We start from the raw sequence: 20,303 nt of genomic DNA on the forward strand, positions 1-20,303 counted from the left end.
TCCCCGAATTTGAGATCGAACGCATCTGATCGCCAGAGAGGTTCGGAACCGCTAAGGTGTAGAGTCGACCACCGGCAGTCGTGTTGTTGGTCGTGACGTACTCGGCTGCGGCCCGAACCGCGCTCCGGAACCTGTGTCGCCGCCACGGAGATGTCGTAGTCAGGCGGTTCGGCCGCGCCGCGCTCGTCGACGCGACGGTGTACGCCGCCTTCCTTGCGCTCCGGCTCCGTGAGTCGCACCGCGGTGACGTACAGATCGAGCGTACCGAGCCGTTCAACGAGTACGTGACGCTCGATGCGCCGGTCCGTGAGGCGGCGGTCGCGTACGCGGACCGAGAGTCGAAATCAACACCGTACACCGCGTTCGCCGCGGGGACGTCTCATCCGGACCCGGACGCGATGCGCGGCGAAGAGCTGTGAGCGGTCCGCGAGGTCGATGTGGTCGACCGGGAGATCTCGCCAGCGACGAGGGAAGTGGCGTCGATACAGGAAGCGAGTCGGGCGGAACCAAGAGGCCGACGGCCGGCTCCGAGACGGTCGTCTCGTCACCCGAAACGATTCTCGGACGGATCCCGACCGGAACGTCCCTCCGCAGGGAACTCGCCGCAGCGGCCCGATCGCGTGGACGTGAATCGTCGGTCCGCGCGGAGCTGATCGACCTTCACGAGCGGTTCGCGGCGATCGCGACCCCTCCGATCGATCTCGACGCGGCTCGGCGGCACGTCGCGGACACCGGCGGCGAGGAGGAACGACTCAAAGAGCAGATCGCGGCGTTTCGCGGCGACGTACGCGCTCGCCGGGCAGTCGGTGCCGAAACGGACGAGGCGCTCGCCGAACTCGAATCGGCTGCGGCGGCGCTGGCGGCCGTCCAGACGGACCGAATCGCGGCGGAACAGGCGCTCGACCGCGCACTGGCCCAAGCCGATCATGCCAGAGACACGCGTGAACGCCGACTCGAACTTCGAGACCGATTGGAGAACCGCCGCCGCGACGCATGCGACGAACTCGCGCGTGGGATCTATCCGGCGTTTCACGACGCGCTGGCCGACGTGCCGGGCGGCTGCCCGAACGACGCCGGCGCAGATCCGTCGGCGTACGACGGTCCGCGTCTCGCTGCGTCGCTGGCGGCGGTGCGGATCGCCGAGCTAGACAGTCCCGTCACGGTCGACGAGGCGGCGATCGCCTGGGTCAACGACCACGGTGGACGAATTGAGACCGTGATCGACACCGAAGTCATCTGCCAGCGTGGAACACCCGGTGATCTCGACGGATGACGTCGAACACCCTGTGGCTCTACACCGGTGTCTCACAGCGCGCGGTGACACGTTAAGTGTGAATCCGCGACACTGACCGTATGGATCTCACGTGGACCGTCGAGCGGGATGGCGGCGCGTCGCTGGTGCGGTGTCGCGTGCGCAACGACGAGGCGGTTCCGCGTCGCGTACGCCTCGACAGCCGACTCGACGGCCCGGTGTTACCGCCGCGCCGCAGGGGAGTCCCGGAAGCCGGATGGGACGCGACCGGTGTCGTCGTGCGGCTCGCTCCCGGCAAGTCTCGCGCCGTGGGCTTCGCCGCGCTCGCCGATCCCGTCGAGCCCCCGGTCGAGATGCGCGTGACGGAACTCGAGACCGACGCCGACACCACTCGGATACCGGGTGAGTCCGACCAGTCACTCACCGTCCCCGCCGGGACGCCTACCCTCACCGCGATCCACACTCTCGGAGATCACAGACCGCCGAGAGAGACCGTCACTGGCGAGATATTCGACCGGTCCAGTGATCCGGATGTGGGGACCGATCAGGCTGGTGACGGAGGCGGTGATGCGAGCGGCGACGGCCGCGAGAACGACGGCGACGACGCGGTACCGACGGCGGTCGACGAGTGGCTCGACGCGGTGGCCGACCGGGTGGAACGCGCGGAGCGGATCACGGACGCCGATCTTGCCACCGCGACGGCGGTAGTCGAAGAAACGGGCGGGCTCCGTGGACTATCCGACCTCGATCGTCGGGTTGATGCAGACACAGAACGCCTCCGTGTGGTGAGCGAACGAACGGCCGCGCTGGCGGCGCGCGCCGACGCGACGGATGTGCCGATAGAGTCGCTGGAGCGCTTGGCGTGATACTCGCTGTCGCCGGTGGCAAGGGCGGCGTCGGGAAGACGACGATGGCGTACAACGTCGCCGCCGCGCTCGACGCCGTCGTCGTCGATACAGATCTCGGGATGGCGGACCTCCCGGGTGGGCGCGGACCGGATCTCCACGACGTGCTCGCCGGCCGCGCCGACCCGATCGAAACCCTGCGGTCCGGACCGGTCGACATCGTTCCCTGCGGACGAACGCTCGCCGGCGCTCGGGCCTGTGACCTGACGCAGCTCGAATCGGCGATCGGACGGCTCGAACGCGAGCGCGACACCGTCGTCCTCGACTGTCCCGCGGGGCGACGCGCGGACGCCGGCGTTCCGCTGGCGGTCGCGGACGCGGCCGTCCTCGTCGCGTCGCCGCGAGCGTTCGCGCTGGCGGACGTGATCCGGACTCGCGAACTCGCCCGGGAACTCGATGCCGGGCTCGTCGGCTGTATAGTCAACCGCGTCGTCGAGCCACCGCCGGTAGAGACGATCGGAGACGCTCTCGGCGCACCGGTCGCGGTCGTTCCGGCGGACCCGCGCGTCGGCCGGTCGGTCGCCGAGGAGCGGCCGGTGATCGATACCGCACCCGACAGCGACGCCGCAGGCGCGGTTCGAGAGGTGGTTCGTCGGGTGCCGCGGTGAGGTGAGGTGTCGGGCGGCGGTCGTGGCGTTTTACTCGACTGGCGCGAAACAGGAGTCCATGCTCACCGCCGCGTTCGTCGCCGCCGTCGCCGTCGTCGCGTTCCTCGCGGTCGAGGTCGGTCCCCTCGTCGCGGCCGACCGCTTCCGCGACCTGCGCGAACCGACGGACGCGGAGCGCGGTCGATTCGCGTTCCTCCGTGAAGAGGCCGGCCTCAACATCGATCGGATAGCGATCGAACGCAGCTCGGGCGCGATATCCGAAGGCGACACGGCGACGACGGACGCGACCGACTCGACGGCGACGAACTCGGTTGACCACGGAGATCGAGAGCCCGTCGACGTGGCGGTGCGCGGACCGCCCCGTCGACAAGTGTTGTTCGTCACGGAGAGCCTGCTGGACGAGGTGGACGAAGACATCGCGATCGGCCTCCTCGCGGCGGAGGCCGGCCGCGTCGAGACGCGGTACACGGAGTTCCGGGCCGTCGCCGTCGCAGCAGTTCTCGCTGTGTTGGCCGCGATCGTCACCGCGGCGGTCCCGTTCGACACCGGATTCGCGTCGCTCATCGCGATCGGGCTCTCCGCGTTCTGGGTGGGTCGCCGGGTGCAGTACGCGGCCGACTCCCGCGCGGCCGACGCGGTAGGGGCGAACCGCGTCGCCGACGCGTTTGAGCGCGCTGCCGAGCTTCGGGGAGTCGAACCGGCGATCGGCGACTGGTCGACGTGGTTCGCGGTCCAGCCACCGCTCGGGGACCGGATCGAGCGGCTTCGAGAGCAGGTGTCCTGAGCCGGTGACAGCGATGTCCCGGAACCGTTACCAACCAGCCGACCACCTATACGGATAACTCGAATGCGACTCCCGGAACGACAGCTCGCGGTCCTCGAAGCCGCGAGCGCGACAGACGAACGAAGCGTAGCCGAAATCGCCGCGGAGACGGGACTGAAACCCGAGACAGTCACCGGTGCGGCCTTCGACCTCCGCGACGAGGGACTACTGACGGTGGCCGAGACCGCGACCGAGACGCTCGCGCTCACCGACGAGGGGCGCGAATACGTCGACGACGGGCTCCCCGAGGTCCGGCTCTACCGGGCCGGGGTCACGCTCGACGCCGACGAAGAGCCGGTCTCGATGGGACGTGTCATCGGTGAGGCCGGTCTCGACGGCCCCGCAGTCGACATCGCGCTCTCGAACTTCGCGCGGAAGGGGTTCGGACGGATCGACTCCGGCGAACTGGTCCTCGACCCGGACGCCGACCCGGACGCCGACGCCGAAGCCGCCGCGCTCGCCGCGCTCGCGGCCGACGAGATGTCGGACGACGACGACGCGGTGATCGACCGGCTCGACTCCCGCGGGCTCGTGTCCGTCGAGGAGTCGACGACCCGGTCGATCGCGCTCACCGACGACGGCGTCGACGCGCTGATGACGGGCATCGAGGCGACCGAGACGGTCTCTGCGGTCACGCCCGAACTCCTCGCGAGCGGCGAGTGGCGGGACGTGGAGTTCTCCGAGTACAACGTCGAGGCGGACGCGCCGACCGCGAGCGGCGGACGCAAGCACGTCCTCCGCCGGACCGCGGACCGCGTGAAGGATGTCTTGGTCGGGATGGGCTTTCAGGAGATGGAGGGCCCGCACGCCGACAGCGACTTCTGGATCAACGACTGCCTGTTCATGCCCCAAGACCATCCGGCGCGGACCCACTGGGACCGGTTCGCGCTCGACGTTGACCCGATGGACGAGATCCCCGAAGAGCTGATTCGCCGAGTGGAGCGGGCTCATCGCGAGGGATGGGGTGAGGACGGCGACGGCTATCACTCGCCGTGGTCCGAGGAGTTCGCCCGCGAAGTCGCGCTACGCGGCCATACAACCTCCCTGTCGATGCGATACCTCTCTGGGATCGCAGGCGCGGAGTTAGAGCCGCCACAGCGCTACTTCTCCGTCGAGAAGGTGTACCGCAACGACACGCTCGATCCGACGCACCTGCTGGAGTTCTTCCAGATAGAGGGATGGGTGATGGCCGAGGATCTCTCGGTGCGTGACCTGATGGGCACCTTCGAGGAGTTCTATCGGCAGTTCGGGATCACGGATATCAAATTCAAACCGCACTACAATCCCTACACCGAGCCGTCATTCGAGCTGTTCGGCGAACATCCGGAGACGGGTGAAGAGATCGAGATCGGTAATTCCGGCGTCTTCCGCGAGGAGGTCACCGGACCGCTCGGCGTCGACTGCGACGTGATGGCGTGGGGGCTCGCCTTGGAGCGACTCGCCATGCTGACGACCGGCGCGGAGGATATCCGCGACCTCCACGGGACCCTCGCCGACATCGACTTCCTGCGGAACGCGGAGGTGAGCTACTGATGCCCGTCGTCGACATCGACACCGACGAGATTCGCGGGTTGACGGGACGGACGGACACCACGGACGAGGAGTTCAAGACGGATCTGTTCGGGCTCGGCTTGGAGTTCGAAGGCGAGACCGACGACGGGCTCCTCCAGTTCGAGTTCGCACCGGACCGGCTCGATCGCCTCTCGGTCGAGGGCGTCGCGCGCTCGCTGCGGTACCACTACGGCGACGATCGCGGCGTGTACGTCCCGGACACGAACGATCCCGAGTGGACCATCGAGGTCGACGAGTCGGTGCCGGACGAGCGACCGTACGTCACCGGCGCAATCGTCCGCGGCGTCGACCTCGACGAGGGGGGGCTCGACTCGCTGATCCAGCTGCAGGAGAAACTCCACGCAACGATGGGACGCGGCCGCGCGAAGGGCGCGATCGGGATCCACGATTTGGCGATGGTGAAGGGCGCAGCGCTCCAAGAGGGTGCGGAGCCGTCGATCACCTACCGCGGCGTCGATCCCGACGGCGTCTCCTTCGTCCCGCTCGACTCGAACGACGAGCTGACGCCGGCCGAAGTGCTGGAAGAACACGGGACGGGACAGACCTACGCTGACCTCGTGGGCGACCTCGACCGGTATCCGGCGATCGACGACGATCTTGGTCTCTTCTCGTTCCCACCGGTGATCAACGGCAAGCGGACCGAGGTGACGACGGGGTCGCGCGAACTCCTCGTCGAGTTGACGGGGACGGACCAGTGGACGATCGACAAGATGTGTGCGATCGTCTGCTACGCGCTCTCCGCCCGCGGCGCGACGATCGAGGAGGTCGAAGTCGAGTACGCCGACGGCGCGACCCACCCGGACGAGTACGGCCCTCAGTTGGTCCGGCCGGACTTCGACACGACCGAGAAGTCGGTCACCCACGACCGAATCGAGACACTGCTCGGCGTCGACTTCGAACGAGAGGAGGTAGTCGACTGCTTCGAGCGTGCCGGCCTCGACGCGAGCTACACGCTCGACGAGGACGTGACCTACGAGGTGACGATTCCGCCCTACCGCGTCGACGTGCTTCACCCGCTCGACCTCGTCGACGATGTGGGGCGCGCGCACGGCTTCGACGAATTGGAGCCGCGCTATCCGGACGTGGGGACCGTCGGCGGCCGCCACGAGCGCTCCCGGCTGGAGGACGCGGTCCGGACGAGCCTCGTCGGACTCGGCTTCGAGGATCTGTTGAATTTCCACATGACGAGCATGACGGAGAACTACGTCCGGATGAACGTCGAGCCGGAGAGTTCCGTCTTCGGCGGGGGTCGCCCGGTCGAGATCACGGAACCGTACAGCGAGGAGTACACCCAGCTCCGGACGTGGGCGCTCCCGTCGCTCGTGATGCTGTTGGAACGGAACACCCACAACACCTATCCGCAGGACGTCGCGGAGGTTGGGTTCGTCGCCGAACACGACGACTCGGAGAACTCGAACGTTGCCGAGGCCCGCCACGTCGCCGGTGCGGTCGCTCGGCGCGACGCCTCCTACGAGGCGGCGAAGGGTCGGCTGCAGGCGGTGTGTGACGACTTCGGAGCCGAGTTGGAGACGCCCCGGACCGAACATCCATCGTTTATCGACGGCCGGACCGCAGACGTGATGATCGACAGTGAGGCGGTCGGCGTGATCGGCGAGATCCACCCCGCCGTGCTCGTCGAACATGACTTGGAAGTCCCCGTCGCGGCCTTCGAGTTCGACCTCGACGCGTTGCGGTGACACGAAAGGTTCTCCTTGTACTTCCTTGACATCCTCCCCGCGCTGAAGCGCGAGGCTTTCTCCTCGATTCTCCGTAACGGCCGCCTCTCGTGCCAACCGTTAACAGCGTCCGGTCGTAACGTCTCGCATGGGAACCAACGGTCCGCGCGGTGACGCCGTCGACATGTCGGACGCGGTCGGGGCGGTCCCCGATTCAGTCTGGCAGTACCTCGCGCTTGGTGCCGCAGTCGTCGTCGGCTTCGCCCTCCTCAATCAGAGCCTCGTCTTCGGTGTCGCCGCGCTCGCGTTGTTGCTCGCGGTCGTCACCGTCGTCAGCGCCGTCGAGATCGTCGACGCCTACGAGAAGGAGGCGTTGACGGTGTTCGGCGAGTACCGGAAGCTGCTCGAACCGGGTGTCCACGTCATCCCGCCGTTCGTCTCCCGCACGTACCCGTTCGACATGCGAACGCAGACGATCGACGTGCCGAGCCAGTCGGCGATCACGCGGGATAACTCGCCGGTGACGGCGGACGCGGTCGTCTACATCAAGGTGATGGACGCGAAGAAGGCGTTTCTCGAAGTGGACGACTACAAGCGGGCCGTCTCCAACCTCGCGCAGACTACCCTCCGCGCTGTCCTCGGCGACATGGAACTCGATGACACGCTCTCCCGGCGCGACCAGATCAACGACCGGATCAACGAGGAGTTGGACGAGCCGACGGACGAGTGGGGCATCCGCGTCGAGGCCGTCGAAGTCCGCGAGGTAAGCCCCTCACAGGAGGTCCAGCGCGCCATGGAACAACAGACTGGAGCGGAGCGCCGTCGCCGGGCGATGATTCTGGAGGCGCAGGGCGAGCGTCGCTCGGCGGTCGAGCAGGCGGAGGGTGACAAGCAGTCGAACATCATCCGTGCGCAGGGCGAAAAGCAGTCGCAGATCCTCGAAGCGCAGGGAGACGCCATCTCGACCGTGCTCCGCGCCCGCTCTGCCGAGTCGATGGGCGAACGCGCGATCATCGAGCGCGGCATGGAGACACTAGAGGAGATCGGCAAGGGCGAGTCCACGACGTTCGTCCTTCCGCAGGAGTTGACGAGCCTCGTCGGCCGGTACGGCAAGGCGCTGTCCGGCTCCGACGTGCAACAGATGGATGGGCTCGAAAGCAAGGAGTTCGACGAAGAGACGGAGAAGATGCTCGGCTTGGAGGACATCGAGAGCGCCCTCGAACAGCTCGACACGGTGGCCGACAGCGACCTGCGCACCGACGAGACTCGCGACGCGGACACGGCCCGCGACGTCGACCTCGCCCGGCAGGGAGAGGAGACCCGCGAAGCCGACCGCAACGTCGATCTGGAGGCCGAGACTGAGCGTCCGGGCGACTGAACACGGCGCGGAGCGTCCGCGGCGGCGACAGTCTGTGTTCGTTTCAGGGCCGCCACGCCGCCGGATCGAGCGCCCAGAGCGCGCCCACCGCGACCGCGGCCGGCGGGCCGGACCGCAGTGCAGCGAGCACCTCTGGTGCGGCGACCGCGGCGGCGGCCGCTCCGAAGTCGGTGCCGACGCCGATGCCCAGCGCGACCGCGGCGACGCCCCCTACCGCCGGCACGAGGAGCGCAGCGCGGGCGGAGAGGTCGGCGTCGCCGAGCGCGGCCGCGCCGGCGACCAGAAACACCGACCCGGCAGCGAGCAGCGCCGGCGCGGCCAGCATCGAGACCGGCGACGGCACGACGAGGTCAGGACTGCCGGCAGCGCCTCCGGTCTCGGGGACGATCACGGGCGCGACGGCAGCCGCGCCCGCGAACGCGGCCGCCGCTAGGGCAAGGAGGACTCCTCCGCGGATTCTGCGGGACACAGCGATCATACCGGCGGGAGGTGGCCGAGCCACTAAACGATCGCGGGACGCAGACGCGACCAGTGGGCGATCGTCGGCCGAGGCCCGCGCCAGACGCGCCGACGCTCAGATCGTCACGCCGGCGCGGTCGCCGTCGACGGAGACGACGACGCGCGTCGGCGTTTCCTGCCGGTCGATGAGCCGGAGAAGGAGGGTCTTGACGACTGGATCGTCGAGCTTCTCGACATCCACGTCGGGGCCGGACTCATCGAGCGCGACGCGGAGAGCGCCGTCGCCGATGCGGCTGATCGAGCCGAGTCGCAGTTCGACCTCGGGCGCGGTGAGCCGTTGGGCGACGACGAGGATCGCCTCGCCGCCGCCGTCGACGAACTCCGTCGCGTCGACGAACGACCGCGACTCGATCGCGTCGGGACGGAGTGCCCCGAGCGCGCCGTCGTGCGATCGATACGATGCGGCGTGGACGTGGAGCTCGGCCGGGAGCCCGCGGATACTTTGCCCCTCAGTGAGGGGGTTTCCGTCGACGTATCGGCTCCGGACGGCGATATCCCGGGGAGTCGACGCGGCCACGTCACGGAGGCGGTCGGTACAGCCCGCGGTGGCGACGGTGAGAACCCCGACCACGACCGCGCGCCGGTGCATGGGACCGGATCCGACGGTGTCGGATAAAAACCCCTGCCTCGGCGTTCAATCGACTGAGAATCGGAGCATCCGCTCGGCCGGGCGACTCGGTCGACGATCACTCCTCGCCGATCGGCGCGGGAACCCCCTCGTCTTCGTCGTCGCCGATCTCGAAGGCACGCCGGAGCTCGGCGATCCGGTCGCGGATATCGGCGGCCAGCTCGAACTCTAGGTTGCTCGCCGCCTCGTCCATCCGGTCTTCGAGCGCGTCGATCTGCGCTCTCGCCCCGTCTTCGGTCTCCACGTCGCCGACACTGACCGAGGAGGTGTCCGTCTTCGCGCCCGGCAGGTTCGTCTCGCCGACCGGCTTGTCGATGGTGGTCGCCTCGAAGCCGTGTTCCTCGTTATACTCCTGTTGGATCTCGCGGCGACGCTGGGTCTCCTCGATCGCGGCCTCCATGGAGTCCGTGACACGGTCGGCGTACAGCACCACCTCGCCGTTGACGTTGCGAGCGGCCCGTCCCATCGTTTGGACGAGCGTGGTGGTGGAGCGCAAGAATCCCTCTTGGTCGGCGTCGAGGATGGCGACGAGGCTCACTTCCGGGATGTCGAGCCCCTCTCGCAGCAGGTTGATCCCGACGAGCACGTCGATGTCGCCCAAGCGGAGGTCGCGGATGATCTCGTGGCGCTCTAAGGTGTCCGTCTCGTCGTGCATGTACGCCACGTCGACCCCGGCCTCCTCGAAGTACTCCGTGAGGTCCTCGGCCATCCGCTTCGTGAGCGTGGTGACGAGGACGCGCTCGTCGTGCTCGATCCGGTCGTCGACCCGCCCTAAGAGGTCTTCGACCTGTCCTGTCGCCTCCGCCACCTCCACCTTCGGGTCGACGAGGTGCGTGGGACGGACGATCTGTTCGACGATCTGTTCGGAGGTCTCTCGCTCGTAGTCTCCCGGCGTCGCCGAGACGTAGAGGGTACGGTCGGTCTTCGCCTCGAACTCCTCAAACGTCAGGGGGCGGTTGTCGTAGGCGGTCGGCAGTCGGAACCCGTTCTCGACGAGCGAGTCTTTTCGTGACTTGTCGCCCTCATACTGTCCCTTGATCTGGGGAATCGTCTGGTGAGACTCGTCAATGACGGTGAGGAAGTCGTCGGGGAAGTAGTCGAGCAGGGTGTAGGGGGCGTCGCCGGACTCGCGGTTGTCCATGTGGACGGAGTAGTTCTCGATCCCCGAGCAGTAGCCGGCCTCCCGGAGCATCTCTACATCGAAAGTGGTCCGCTCTTCGATGCGCTGGGCGGCCACGAGGTCGCCCTGCCGCTCGAAGTAGGCCACCCGCTTTTCCATCAGATCCTCGATCTCCGCGATCGCTCGCTCCAGTTTGTCGTCCGGGATCGAGTAGTGCTCCGCCGGGTGGAGCATGACCGCGGGCTCCTCGCTCACGACCTCGCCTTTCATCGGGTCGACCTTCAGTATCCGGTCGATCTCCTCGCCCCACAGCTCCACCCGGACCGCGTACCGCCCGTACATCGGGTATATCTCGACGGTGTCACCGCGCACGCGGAACGTCCCCTGCGTGAAGTCCACGTCGTTGCGCTCGTAGTTGAGGTCGACGAGGTCGGCGAGCAGCTGGTCGCGGCCCACGGCTTCCCCCACTTCCAGCCGCAGCGCCATGTCCCGGTAGTTCTGCGGGTCGCCGAGCCCGTAGATGGCGGAGACCGAGGCGACGACGATCACGTCGTCTCTGGTGAGAAGCGAGCGCGTCGCGGAGTGGCGGAGCCGGTCGATCTCCTCGTTTATCGACATCTCCTTGTCGATAAACGTGTCCGTCTGCTCGACGTACGCCTCCGGCTGGTAGTAGTTGTAGTAGGAGACGAAGTACTCGACGGCGTTGTCCGGAAACAGCTCGCGGAACTCCTCGTACAGCTGGGCGGCGAGCGTCTTGTTGTGGGCTAACACGAGCGTGGGCTGGTCCAACTCCTCGGCGACCCACGAGACGGTGTTCGTCTTCCCGGAGCCTGTGACGCCGAGGAGCGTCTGCGTTTCGGCACCCGACTCGAACCCCTCGACCAGCTGTTCGATCGCCTCGGGCTGGTCGCCCGCGGGATCGAACGGGGCGTCGACGCGGAGGGGGCGATCGACGGTCGGGCGGTCCTCAGAGAGGGGGGAGTCGGCGTCGCTCACGATACGCGCCGTTGGCGGTCGAGGCACTTGAGCGGCGCGGCGGCAGCGAGCGCCACGCCGGTATCGAACGGCACGAAGATTGCGGAACCCTTTTGTACGAAACCCCGACAATTAGCAGCTAATGACCGCGGCGGCTCGTCCGGTGGCGGCGCTCTTCCGAGGCCGACGAGCCCCGCGACCGCGACGAGGCGTCCGACCGCGACCGGTTTCCGGCGCGGCGCGACGACTGGCCTCCCGAGGCCAGTAAACTTCTTCCCTCGTCGCGTTCGCGCCGCTTCGTCTCCGAGAGTGATAGCTCCGTCCGTCGTTAGCGACCGTTCTGCTATTTTGTTCCAAAATTTAAACCGTCGAATTTAAGGGGGTAGGCCGGATCTACTCCGATAATGACGAGCGTTGCACTCGCGTTCAGCGGGGGACTCGACACCACAGTGTGCGTACCGCTTCTGAAAGAGGAGTACGGCTACGACGAGGTCATCGGCGTCAACGTCGACGTCGGCCAGCCGACGGAGGAGTTCGACGAGGCCGAAGAGACCGCCGACGCGCTCGGGCTCGACCTCCACGTCGTCGACGCGAAAGAGGAGTTCGCCGAGCTGTGTTTCGACGCGGTGAAGACGAACGCCACGTATCAGGGCTATCCGCTCGGGACCGCGCTGGCCCGCCCCGTCATCGCCGAGGCCATCTTGGGCGTCGCCGAGGCGGAGGGCTGTGACGCCATCGCGCACGGGTGCACGGGGAAGGGGAACGACCAGCTCCGGTTCGAGGCCGTCTGGCGCGGATCCGACCTCGAAGTGATCGCCCCCGTGCGCGAGCTCGGGCTCACCCGCGAGTGGGAGATCGACTACGCCGCCGAGAAGGACCTGCCCGTCGAGGCCGGCGACGGCGGCGTCTGGTCTATCGACGAGAACATCTGGTCGCGCGCGGTCGAGGGCGGGAAACTAGAGGACCCGAACTACGAGCCGCCGGAGGAGATCTACGAGTGGACCGCGGAGCCCGAAGGCGAGACGACCATCGAGGTCGCCTTCGAGGATGGCGTCCCGGTCGCCGTCGACGGCGAGGCGATGGACCCCGTCCCGCTCATCCAGCATCTCAACGAGTACGCGGGCGGCTACGGGATCGGCCGCACCGACGTGATGGAAGACCGCATGCTCGGGCTGAAGGTGCGCGAGAACTACGAGCACCCGGCCGCGACGGTCCTGCTGACGGCCCACCAGGCGCTCGAAGACCTCGTCCTCACGAAGAACGAGCGCTCGTTCAAGAAGGGGATCGAGCAGGAGTGGTCCGAGAAGGCCTACCAAGGCCTCGTCTTCGCGCCCGTCGTCGACGCGCTGAACGCGTTCGTCGACGAGACGCAGGATGTAGTCACGGGGACGGCGACCGTGAAAGTCTCGGGCGGCAACTGCCGCGTCGTCGCTCGCGACTCCGAGTACGCGGTCTACTCCGAGGAGATGGCCTCGTTCAACACCGAGGACGTCGCCGGCATCGCCCAAGAGGACGCCACGGGCGTCGCGAAGTACCACGGCCTGCAGGAGCGCCTCGCCAACGACGTGAAGAAGGCGGTCTCGAAGCCCGAACTCGCCGACGACAACTGAATGACCGACGACGATCCCGATACGACGACGGACGACGCCAAGCCGGAGTCCGCTGACGCGGACGCCGCCGGGAGCGACACGGCCGTTCGCCGCGACCGCTTCAGCGGCGGTCCCGCCCGCGCGTTCCTCTCCAGTCTCGCGGCCGACGCGGCCATCTTCGAGGCGGACTTGGCGGTCGACCGCGCGCACACCGTGATGCTCGCGGAGCAGGGGATCGTCGCCGACGCGGTCGCGGGCGAGATCCTGTCGGCGCTCGGCGACGTGGAAGCCGCGGGCCACGCCGAACTCTCCGAGGGAGAGGACGTTCACGAGGCGATCGAGACCGCGGTCATCGACCACGTCGGACCCGACGGCGGCCGGATGCACACCGCCCGCTCGCGCAACGACGAGGTAGCGACCTGTATCCGGTACCGGCTGCGCGAGGACCTGCTCGCGGCCGCCGAGGCCACGCTGACGCTGCGGGAGGCGCTCCTCGACGTCGCCGGCGAGCACACCGAGACGGTGATGCCGGGGTACACGCATCTCCAGCCCGCCCAGCCGACGACGGTCGCGCACTACCTGCTGTCGTACGAGGGTGGAGTCGCGCGCGACACGGCGCGGCTGCTCGACGCCTACGACCGGACCAACCGCTCGCCGCTCGGCGCGGCCGCGTTCGCGGGAACGCCGTTCGACGTCGACCGCGAGCGGACGGCCGACCTGCTCGGCTTCGACGGGCTCGTCGCCAACTCGATGGACGCCGCGTCCGCGCGCGACTTCCTCGCTGAGGGAGCGACCGCGTGCGCGACGCTCGCGACGACGCTCTCGGGGCTCGCCGAGGACCTAGTCCTGTTCTCGAACAAGGGATTCGTCGAACTGTCCGACGACTACGCGTCCACCTCCTCGATCATGCCTCAGAAGAAGAACCCCGACACGCTGGAGCTGACTCGGGGCGTCGCCGGCGATGCGATCGGCGAGGCGACCGGCACGCTGAGCCTGCTCAAGGGGCTGCCGCGAGCGTACAACCGCGACCTGCAACGCGCCCACGCGAGCGTGTTCGAGACCGCGGACGACGTTCGGGAGGCCGCCGAGGTGGCGGCGGGCGCGGTCGCGACGGCCGACTGGAACGAAGCGGTGCTCTCCGACGCCGCGGGCGACGGCTTCTCCACGGCGACGGGCGTCGCGGACCTGCTTGCCATGGGCGGGCTCCCGTTCCGCACGGCCCACGAGATAGTCGCGACTGCGGCTGAGCGTGTCGACGACGAGGACACGCCGTCGGAAGCCGCCGCAAAAGTTGACGAGGCCGCTCGAACGGTCACGGGCGAGCCCCTCTCGGCGTACGTGAGCCGAGACGACGTGGAGGCCGCACTGGACCCCCTACACAGCGTCGCGAGCCGCGATTCCGCGGGCGGACCCGCCCCCGACGCGGTCGCATCCGATCTCGACGCGCGCCACGAGGGATTCGACGCAGACGAGACGGCGATCGCGTCGCGTCGGGAGTCGCTCGCGGACGCGGCGGCCGCCCTCGACGCCGAGGTGAACGAGTATGTCTGAGGTGAGCACCCGTGTCGAGGTGGACTGGGGTGTCTGACCGACGACGGCAGCCGGACCGGCTGCGACGACCGCCGCGGTCGGCGGTCGGTCCGCGACCGCCGGCGGCGATCCCGTCCCCACGAGGGGGCGCGGTTCGTACTGGATTCTGACACGAAACGGAACGAGGGGCGATTCGTTCCGGTTTTACGCGACTAGCGGCCGCTTCGCCTAGTGTAAGTTATCAAACAAGTTCGAAGCATTTATGCGCTCTCGACGCTGACACGGATCCACGATGACGAGCGACACCGATACGCTGGTGGCGGAGGACCCGATCACGGGTGACGAGATCGAACTGCCGGCCGACGTCGAGGTCGGCGAGATAATCGACAGTCCGGTCACCGGAACCGAGCTGGAGGTCATCTCGCTCGACCCCGTCGTGTTAGAGGAGGCCCCCGAGCTCGAGGAAGACTGGGGCGAGTAACGTCGATGGTGACGACCGCGCCGAGGTGGTCCGCGTGAAGGTCGGGATCCTCTACTCGCGGATCCGGAAGGACGAGAAGCTGCTGCTCTCAGAGCTTCGCGACCGCGACCACGAGGTAGAGAAGATAGATGTCCGCAAACAGCGGTTCGGGCTCGACTCGACGACCGCGGCCGTCGACGACCTCGACATCGTCGTCGACCGCTGCCTGTCGACGAGCCGGTCGCTGTACGCGACCCGCTTCCTCGACAGCTACGGCGTGCCCGTGGTCAACTCACCGGAGACGGGCGACGTCTGCGCCGACAAGGCGAAGAACTCGCTCGCGCTCGCGGAGGCCGATATACCGACTCCTGCGACGGAGGTGGCGTTCACGACGGAGGCCGCCCTCGAAGCGATCGAGTCGTTCGGCTACCCGTGCGTGCTCAAGCCGGTCACCGGCTCGTGGGGCCGTCTGATGGCGAAAATCGACTCGCGAAACGCCGCCGAGGCGATCTTAGAGCATAAAGAGACGCTTGGTCACTACGAGCACAAAGTGTTCTACGTCCAGGAGTTCGTCGACAAGCCCGGCCGCGACATCCGCGTGCTGGCGGTCGACGGCGAACCGGTCGCGGCGATGACGCGGTCGTCCGAGCACTGGCTCACGAACGCCGCGAAGGGCGGCGAGGTGAAGTCGTTCGATCTGGACGACCGGGCGCTCGAGTACGTCGAGCGCGCGAGCGAGGCGGTCGGCGGCGGGCTGCTCGGCGTCGACCTGATGGAGGTCGGCGGGACCGACTCCGGCGAATACACCGTCCACGAGGTGAACCACACGGTCGAGTTCAAGGCACTTGACTCGGCCACCGATGTCGACGTGCCCGCACGCGTCGTCGACTGGCTGGAGACAAAGGCGACCGAACTGGCCGACAGCGCGGCCGAGGAGGCGAACGCATGACGACGGACGCCGACGCTGACGCGGCCGCCGGCGACGCTGTCAGCGGGGAAACCTACACCGCGAGCGTCATCGGCGGCACGGGGTTCACCGGCGGCGAACTGCTGCGTCTGCTCTCCGGCCACCCGAATTTCGAGGTCGTGCAGGCCACGTCGCGGTCGGCGGACAACATGACCGTCGGGCGCTCGCACCCGAACCTGCGCGGGCTCGACCTGCGCTTTTCGGACCCGGACGACTTGGAATCCGTCGACGTGCTCTTTTCGGCGACGCCGCACGGTGTCTCGATGGGGCAGATCGACGCGTACTTCGAGGCGGCGGACACGGTCGTCGACCTGTCCGCGGACTTCCGGCTGCCGGAGGCCGACGCCTACGACGAGTGGTACGACGGCCACGAGTCGCCGGAGTACCTAGAGCGCGCGGAGTACGCGCTCCCCGAACTCAACCGCGAGAACCTCGCCGGCGCGGACCTGATCGCTGGCGGCGGCTGTAACGCGACCGCGACGATCCTCGGCCTGAAGCCGCTCGTCGACGCCGGCGTTCTCGACCCCGAGACCGATCAGGTCGTCGTCGACGTGAAGGTCGGATCCTCGGAGGGGGGTGCCGGCGGCGGTGCGGCCTCCTCGCACCCGGAGCGCTCGGGAGTCGTGCGCCCGTACGCGCCCACGAGTCATCGGCACGAGGCGGAGATCGAGGCGTACCTCGGTCTGTCCGTCTCCTTCACCGTTCACGCGGTCGAGATGGTCCGCGGGGCGAGCGCGACCTGTCACGTCTTCCCTGGCGACCCCGTCTCGAAGGGTGACCTGTGGGGGGCGTACCGCGACGCGTACGCCGACGAGCGGTTCATGCGGATCGTCTCCGGCGGGGGCGGCGTCTACCGTTACCCCGAGCCGAAGGCGGTCGCCGGCACGAACTACGGCGAGGTCGGCTTCGAACTCGACCCGGGCAACCGGCGCGTCGTCGTCTTCTCGGCGATCGACAACATGATGAAGGGATCGGCCGGGCAGGCGGTCCACGCGGCGAACATCGCCTTGGACCTCCCTGAGGACGCCGGCCTGGAGTTCGAGGGGTTACACCCGGTGGGATCGCCATGAGCGAGGACGCGAATGGCGGCCGCTCCGAGCGCGATCCCGCCGACCAGCCCCCCGTCGTCGTCAAGATCGGCGGCGCGAAGGCGGTCGATCCCGCCGGCGCGGTCGGCGACGTGGCGACGCTCGCCGCGGACGGCAGAGCGGTCGTCGTCGTTCACGGCGGCTCGACGGTCGTCGACGAGGTCATCGAGCGGCTCGGGATGGAGCCCGAGTACGTCGAGTCGGCCTCCGGCGTCACCGGTCGGTTTACCGACGGCGAGACGATGGAGGCGTTCACGATGGCGATGGCCGGCAAGCTCAACACCGAGCTGACGGCGCTGTTCCGCGAGGCCGGCGTCGACGCGGTCGGCCTCTCGGGCGTCGACGGCGGGCTCCTCTCGGGTCCGCGCAAGTCGGCGGTCCGCGTGGTCGAGGACGGCAAGAAGAAGATCCGCCGCGGCGAGCACTCCGGGAAGATCGAGTCGGTGAACGCCGACCTCCTCGAGGGGCTGCTCGCCGACGGCTACACGCCCGTCGCCTCGCCCCCGATGGAAGGGAAAGAGAGTGACGGCGGCGTCACGCCAGTCAACGCCGACGCCGACCGCGCCGCGGCTGCGGTCGCCGGCGCGCTCGACGCCGACCTCGTCCTGTTGACCGACGTGGCCGGCGTCTACGCCGATCCCGACGACCCCGGCACGCTGATCGAGTCGGCGTCGACGCCCGAAGAACTCGCGGCGGTCGAATCCGCCGCAGAGGGGTTCATGGGTAAGAAGGTGATGGCCGCGAAAGAGGCGCTCTCGGGGGGATCCGGCCGCGTCGTCGTCTCCGACGCCAACGTCGACGATCCCATCGTCGCCGCGCTCGGCGGCGCGGGGACGACGATCGAGCACACCGCGATCGTTGAACAGGCCGAAACGGAGGGCGAGACCGCATGAGTGGGTTCGTCTTCTCCGAGAAACCGATCGAGATCGCCTCCGGCGACGGGGTGTACCTCACCGACACGAACGGAACCGAGTACCTCGACTTCGGTGCGAGCTACGCGTGCACGCCGGTCGGTCACTGTCACCCCGAGGTTGTCGACGCCGCGACGAGCCAGCTGGAGGATCTCATGTACGTGCAGGCGTCGTATCCCCACGCCGCGCGGACGGCGCTGTACGAGAAGCTCTCCGCCGGCGGCCCGGGTGACATTGACAACGTGTGGCTCTGTAACTCCGGGACGGAGGCCAACGAGGCCGCGCTGAAGTTCGCCCGGCACGCCACGGGACGCGAGAAGATCGTCGCGACGACGCAGGGGTTCCACGGCCGGACGATGGGTGCGCTCGCGACCACCTGGAAACAGAAGTACAAACAGGGATTCGAGCCGCTCGCGGGCGGCGTGGAGTTCGTCGAGTACGGCGACGCGGGGGCGATGCGCGAGGCCGTCGACGACGAGACCGCCGCGGTCATCCTCGAACCGCTGCAGGGCGAGGGCGGGATCAACCCCGCGCCCACCGACTATCTGCAGGCAGTCCGCGAGGCGACCGAGGCGGCCGGCGCTGCGATGATCCTCGACGAGATCCAGACCGGCCTCGGCCGCACCGGGTCGCTGTGGGCGGCGGAGCGCCACGACGTGGTACCCGACGTGCTCACGACCGCGAAGGGGCTCGGTAGCGGACTCCCGATCGGCGCGACGCTGTGTCGCGACTGGATCGCCGAGGAGGCGGGAAACCACGGCTCGACGTTCTCTGGCGGCCCCGTCGTATCGGCCGCCGCAGGGGCGACGCTCGACGTGATCGAAGGCGAGAGCCTCTCGGCGCACGCCGACGAGGTAGGGAGCTACCTGCGCGGCGAGATCGAGAGCCGTCTCGGCGACGAGATCCGCGACGTGCGCGGCGACGGGCTGATGGTCGGCATCGAGGTAAAACGCGGCTCGAATCGCCTGATTCGCGACTTGGCGATCAACCATCAGATACTCGCGCTGCCGGCGGGTCGGACCGTGCTGCGGCTGCTCCCACCGCTTACGATCGAGCGTGAGCACGCTGACGCGGTCGTTGACGCCATCGCCGAGGTGATCAACTGATGGCGGCCGGAAAAGAGCGTGAGGGCGACGAGGCCGCAGACGCGGACGGTTCGACGCGAGCCGGCGACGACATCGTCGCCGGCGGCGGCTATCCCGCGGCCTGCGACACTCCGGCCCGGAAGCTGCTGTACGACATGGTGTCGATCCCGTCCCCGTCGGGCGAGGAGGAGAGAGCCTCGGAGCGGCTCGTCGACTTCTTCGAGGCCAACGGACGCGAGGCGTGGATCGACGACGCGGGAAACGTCCGGGCACCGGCGAACGACGCCGTGCTCCTCACGTCTCACATCGACACCGTCCCGGGCGACATTCCAGTGGAAGTGCGGCCGGCCCCGCCGGCGGGCGAACTGCCGGAGCCGTCCGAGATTCAGGTCGGAGAGCCCGGCGACCCCGTGCTGTGGGGCCGCGGGGCGGTCGACGCGACGGGGCCGCTGGTCACGATGGCGGTCGCAGCGGTAAAGACCGGGGTCTCCTTTGTGGGCGTCGTCCGCGAGGAGGTCGACTCCGCGGGCGCGCGACACCTCATCGGCGACCGCGACGCGCCGGCGTCAGTGATCAACGGCGAGCCGTCGGGCTGGGCGGGGATCACACTCGGGTACCGCGGACTCTTGGAGGGGACGTACGTGAACACGAGCGAGTCGGGTCACTCCTCGCGGCCAGAGCCGAACGCGATCCAGCACGCGATCGACTGGTGGCACGGGGTCGAGGAGACGTTTACCCCGGATGACTCGGAGACCGCGGTGTTCGATCAGGTGACGACCAAGCCCATCTCGATCGACGGCGGACTGAGCGACGACGGTCTCGCCGTGGAGACGACGATGGAGGTGCAGCTGCGGGTCCCGCCTTCGCGCCCGGTCGACGAGATTCACGAACTCGCGGAGGCGGAGCTGTCGACCGGGTCGGTCCACTGGGGCGACCCGATGCCGCCCGTCATGGAGAGCCCGCGGACGGACCTAGCGCGGGCGTTTCGTGTCGCGATCCGATCGGCCGGCGGCGACGTTCGCCTGCTGCGAAAGACCGGCACGAGTGACATGAACCTCTTTGCGGCCGCGTGGGACTGCCCGATGGTCACCTACGGCCCCGGCAACTCCGATCTGGACCACGCCCCGGACGAGCGGCTCCCGCTCCCCGAGTTGGACCGCGCCGTGACCGTCCTCACCGAGGTTTGTCGCAAGCGACTGTAACGGCGTCTGAAAACC

19 protein-coding genes are annotated in these 20,303 nt (G+C 68.3%); 16 read left to right on the top strand and 3 right to left on the bottom strand.

Annotated features, from left to right (window positions below; genetic code table 11):
* Positions 1-80: 80 nt before the first annotated feature.
* The 8 genes from NO887_RS10765 to NO887_RS10800 all read left to right on the top strand — a co-directional run bounded on the left by NO887_RS10765 (position 81) and on the right by NO887_RS10800 (position 8,214).
* Positions 81-419 (top strand): DUF7855 family protein, encoded by a 339-nt coding sequence (locus NO887_RS10765; protein ID WP_256418294.1) that lies wholly within the window; start codon positions 81-83, stop codon positions 417-419.
* Positions 416-1,273 (top strand): DUF7856 family protein, encoded by an 858-nt coding sequence (locus tag NO887_RS10770; protein WP_256418295.1) that lies wholly within the window; start codon positions 416-418, stop codon positions 1,271-1,273. The genes NO887_RS10765 and NO887_RS10770 overlap by 4 nt, the downstream gene beginning before the upstream one ends.
* An 80-nt stretch (positions 1,274-1,353) precedes the next feature.
* Entirely contained in the window at positions 1,354-2,118 is a 765-nt protein-coding gene (locus NO887_RS10775) for a DUF7857 domain-containing protein (RefSeq protein WP_256418296.1), read from the top strand.
* Positions 2,115-2,765, top strand: coding sequence for a MinD/ParA family ATP-binding protein (locus tag NO887_RS10780; RefSeq protein WP_256418297.1), 651 nt, complete (start codon positions 2,115-2,117; stop codon positions 2,763-2,765). The genes NO887_RS10775 and NO887_RS10780 overlap by 4 nt, the downstream gene beginning before the upstream one ends.
* A 58-nt stretch (positions 2,766-2,823) precedes the next feature.
* Positions 2,824-3,549: a M48 family metalloprotease gene (locus NO887_RS10785; RefSeq protein ID WP_256418298.1), complete on the top strand. Its 726-nt coding sequence runs from the start codon at positions 2,824-2,826 to the stop codon at positions 3,547-3,549.
* A gap of 63 nt (positions 3,550-3,612) precedes the next feature.
* Positions 3,613-5,121, top strand: a complete 1,509-nt coding sequence (gene pheS / locus NO887_RS10790; RefSeq protein WP_256418299.1) for a phenylalanine--tRNA ligase subunit alpha — start codon at positions 3,613-3,615, stop codon at positions 5,119-5,121.
* Positions 5,121-6,857: a phenylalanine--tRNA ligase subunit beta gene (pheT, locus tag NO887_RS10795; RefSeq protein ID WP_256418300.1), complete on the top strand. Its 1,737-nt coding sequence runs from the start codon at positions 5,121-5,123 to the stop codon at positions 6,855-6,857. The genes pheS and pheT overlap by 1 nt, the downstream gene beginning before the upstream one ends.
* 127 nt (positions 6,858-6,984) lie before the next feature.
* Complete coding sequence (locus NO887_RS10800) at positions 6,985-8,214, top strand: SPFH domain-containing protein (protein WP_256418301.1); 1,230 nt, start codon at positions 6,985-6,987, stop codon at positions 8,212-8,214.
* Between the two features lie 43 nt (positions 8,215-8,257).
* On the opposite strand, the gene NO887_RS10805 is transcribed toward NO887_RS10800, so the two are convergent.
* From NO887_RS10805 to uvrB, 3 genes are all read right to left on the bottom strand, one after another.
* A complete protein-coding gene (locus NO887_RS10805) occupies positions 8,258-8,692 on the bottom strand; it encodes a hypothetical protein (protein ID WP_256418302.1) in 435 nt (144 codons plus the stop codon).
* Between the two features lie 96 nt (positions 8,693-8,788).
* Complete coding sequence (locus NO887_RS10810; protein WP_256418303.1) at positions 8,789-9,322, bottom strand: hypothetical protein; 534 nt, start codon at positions 9,320-9,322, stop codon at positions 8,789-8,791.
* 97 nt (positions 9,323-9,419) lie between these two features.
* Positions 9,420-11,477 carry an excinuclease ABC subunit UvrB gene (gene uvrB, locus NO887_RS10815; protein WP_256418304.1) on the bottom strand — a complete coding sequence of 686 codons (2,058 nt, stop codon included), beginning with the start codon at positions 11,475-11,477 and terminating at the stop codon, positions 9,420-9,422.
* Positions 11,478-11,860: 383 nt separating this feature from the next.
* On the opposite strand from uvrB, the gene NO887_RS10820 reads away from it, so the two are divergent.
* The 8 genes from NO887_RS10820 (at position 11,861) to NO887_RS10855 (ending at position 20,288) form a co-directional block, all read left to right on the top strand.
* Positions 11,861-13,066: an argininosuccinate synthase gene (locus NO887_RS10820; RefSeq protein ID WP_256418305.1), complete on the top strand. Its 1,206-nt coding sequence runs from the start codon at positions 11,861-11,863 to the stop codon at positions 13,064-13,066.
* Positions 13,067-14,596 (top strand): argininosuccinate lyase, encoded by a 1,530-nt coding sequence (gene argH / locus NO887_RS10825; RefSeq protein ID WP_256418306.1) that lies wholly within the window; start codon positions 13,067-13,069, stop codon positions 14,594-14,596. It begins immediately after the preceding gene.
* Between the two features lie 271 nt (positions 14,597-14,867).
* Positions 14,868-15,056 (top strand): lysine biosynthesis protein LysW, encoded by a 189-nt coding sequence (gene lysW / locus NO887_RS10830; RefSeq protein WP_049983816.1) that lies wholly within the window; start codon positions 14,868-14,870, stop codon positions 15,054-15,056.
* Positions 15,057-15,090: 34 nt separating this feature from the next.
* Complete coding sequence (gene lysX / locus NO887_RS10835) at positions 15,091-15,984, top strand: lysine biosynthesis protein LysX (protein ID WP_256418307.1); 894 nt, start codon at positions 15,091-15,093, stop codon at positions 15,982-15,984.
* Complete coding sequence (gene argC / locus NO887_RS10840) at positions 15,981-17,072, top strand: N-acetyl-gamma-glutamyl-phosphate reductase (RefSeq protein WP_256418308.1); 1,092 nt, start codon at positions 15,981-15,983, stop codon at positions 17,070-17,072. Before lysX ends, argC begins: the two co-directional genes overlap by 4 nt.
* Positions 17,069-17,983 carry an acetylglutamate/acetylaminoadipate kinase gene (locus tag NO887_RS10845; RefSeq protein WP_256418309.1) on the top strand — a complete coding sequence of 305 codons (915 nt, stop codon included), beginning with the start codon at positions 17,069-17,071 and terminating at the stop codon, positions 17,981-17,983. The genes argC and NO887_RS10845 overlap by 4 nt, the downstream gene beginning before the upstream one ends.
* Positions 17,980-19,107 carry an aspartate aminotransferase family protein gene (locus NO887_RS10850; protein WP_256418310.1) on the top strand — a complete coding sequence of 376 codons (1,128 nt, stop codon included), beginning with the start codon at positions 17,980-17,982 and terminating at the stop codon, positions 19,105-19,107. Before NO887_RS10845 ends, NO887_RS10850 begins: the two co-directional genes overlap by 4 nt.
* Positions 19,107-20,288 carry a [LysW]-lysine hydrolase gene (locus NO887_RS10855; RefSeq protein ID WP_256418311.1) on the top strand — a complete coding sequence of 394 codons (1,182 nt, stop codon included), beginning with the start codon at positions 19,107-19,109 and terminating at the stop codon, positions 20,286-20,288. The genes NO887_RS10850 and NO887_RS10855 overlap by 1 nt, the downstream gene beginning before the upstream one ends.
* Positions 20,289-20,303: the final 15 nt, after the last annotated feature.

The organism is Halorubrum laminariae, from assembly GCF_024494655.1.
Taxonomy (GTDB): Archaea; Halobacteriota; Halobacteria; order Halobacteriales; family Haloferacaceae; genus Halorubrum; species Halorubrum laminariae.

What these genes read in the sequence shown, in the direction of transcription:
- NO887_RS10775 (WP_256418296.1), top strand. Translation starts at nt 1,354, where the DNA reads ATGGATCTCACGTGGACCGTCGAGCGGGATGGCGGCGCGTCGCTGGTG.
- NO887_RS10785 (WP_256418298.1), top strand. Translation starts at nt 2,824, where the DNA reads ATGCTCACCGCCGCGTTCGTCGCCGCCGTCGCCGTCGTCGCGTTCCTC.
- pheS (WP_256418299.1), top strand. Translation starts at nt 3,613, where the DNA reads ATGCGACTCCCGGAACGACAGCTCGCGGTCCTCGAAGCCGCGAGCGCG.
- pheT (WP_256418300.1), top strand. Translation starts at nt 5,121, where the DNA reads ATGCCCGTCGTCGACATCGACACCGACGAGATTCGCGGGTTGACGGGA.
- NO887_RS10800 (WP_256418301.1), top strand. Translation starts at nt 6,985, where the DNA reads ATGGGAACCAACGGTCCGCGCGGTGACGCCGTCGACATGTCGGACGCG.
- NO887_RS10805 (WP_256418302.1), bottom strand. Translation starts at nt 8,692, where the DNA reads ATGATCGCTGTGTCCCGCAGAATCCGCGGAGGAGTCCTCCTTGCCCTA.
- NO887_RS10810 (WP_256418303.1), bottom strand. Translation starts at nt 9,322, where the DNA reads ATGCACCGGCGCGCGGTCGTGGTCGGGGTTCTCACCGTCGCCACCGCG.
- NO887_RS10820 (WP_256418305.1), top strand. Translation starts at nt 11,861, where the DNA reads ATGACGAGCGTTGCACTCGCGTTCAGCGGGGGACTCGACACCACAGTG.
- argH (WP_256418306.1), top strand. Translation starts at nt 13,067, where the DNA reads ATGACCGACGACGATCCCGATACGACGACGGACGACGCCAAGCCGGAG.
- lysW (WP_049983816.1), top strand. Translation starts at nt 14,868, where the DNA reads ATGACGAGCGACACCGATACGCTGGTGGCGGAGGACCCGATCACGGGT.
- argC (WP_256418308.1), top strand. Translation starts at nt 15,981, where the DNA reads ATGACGACGGACGCCGACGCTGACGCGGCCGCCGGCGACGCTGTCAGC.
- NO887_RS10845 (WP_256418309.1), top strand. Translation starts at nt 17,069, where the DNA reads ATGAGCGAGGACGCGAATGGCGGCCGCTCCGAGCGCGATCCCGCCGAC.
- NO887_RS10850 (WP_256418310.1), top strand. Translation starts at nt 17,980, where the DNA reads ATGAGTGGGTTCGTCTTCTCCGAGAAACCGATCGAGATCGCCTCCGGC.
- NO887_RS10855 (WP_256418311.1), top strand. Translation starts at nt 19,107, where the DNA reads ATGGCGGCCGGAAAAGAGCGTGAGGGCGACGAGGCCGCAGACGCGGAC.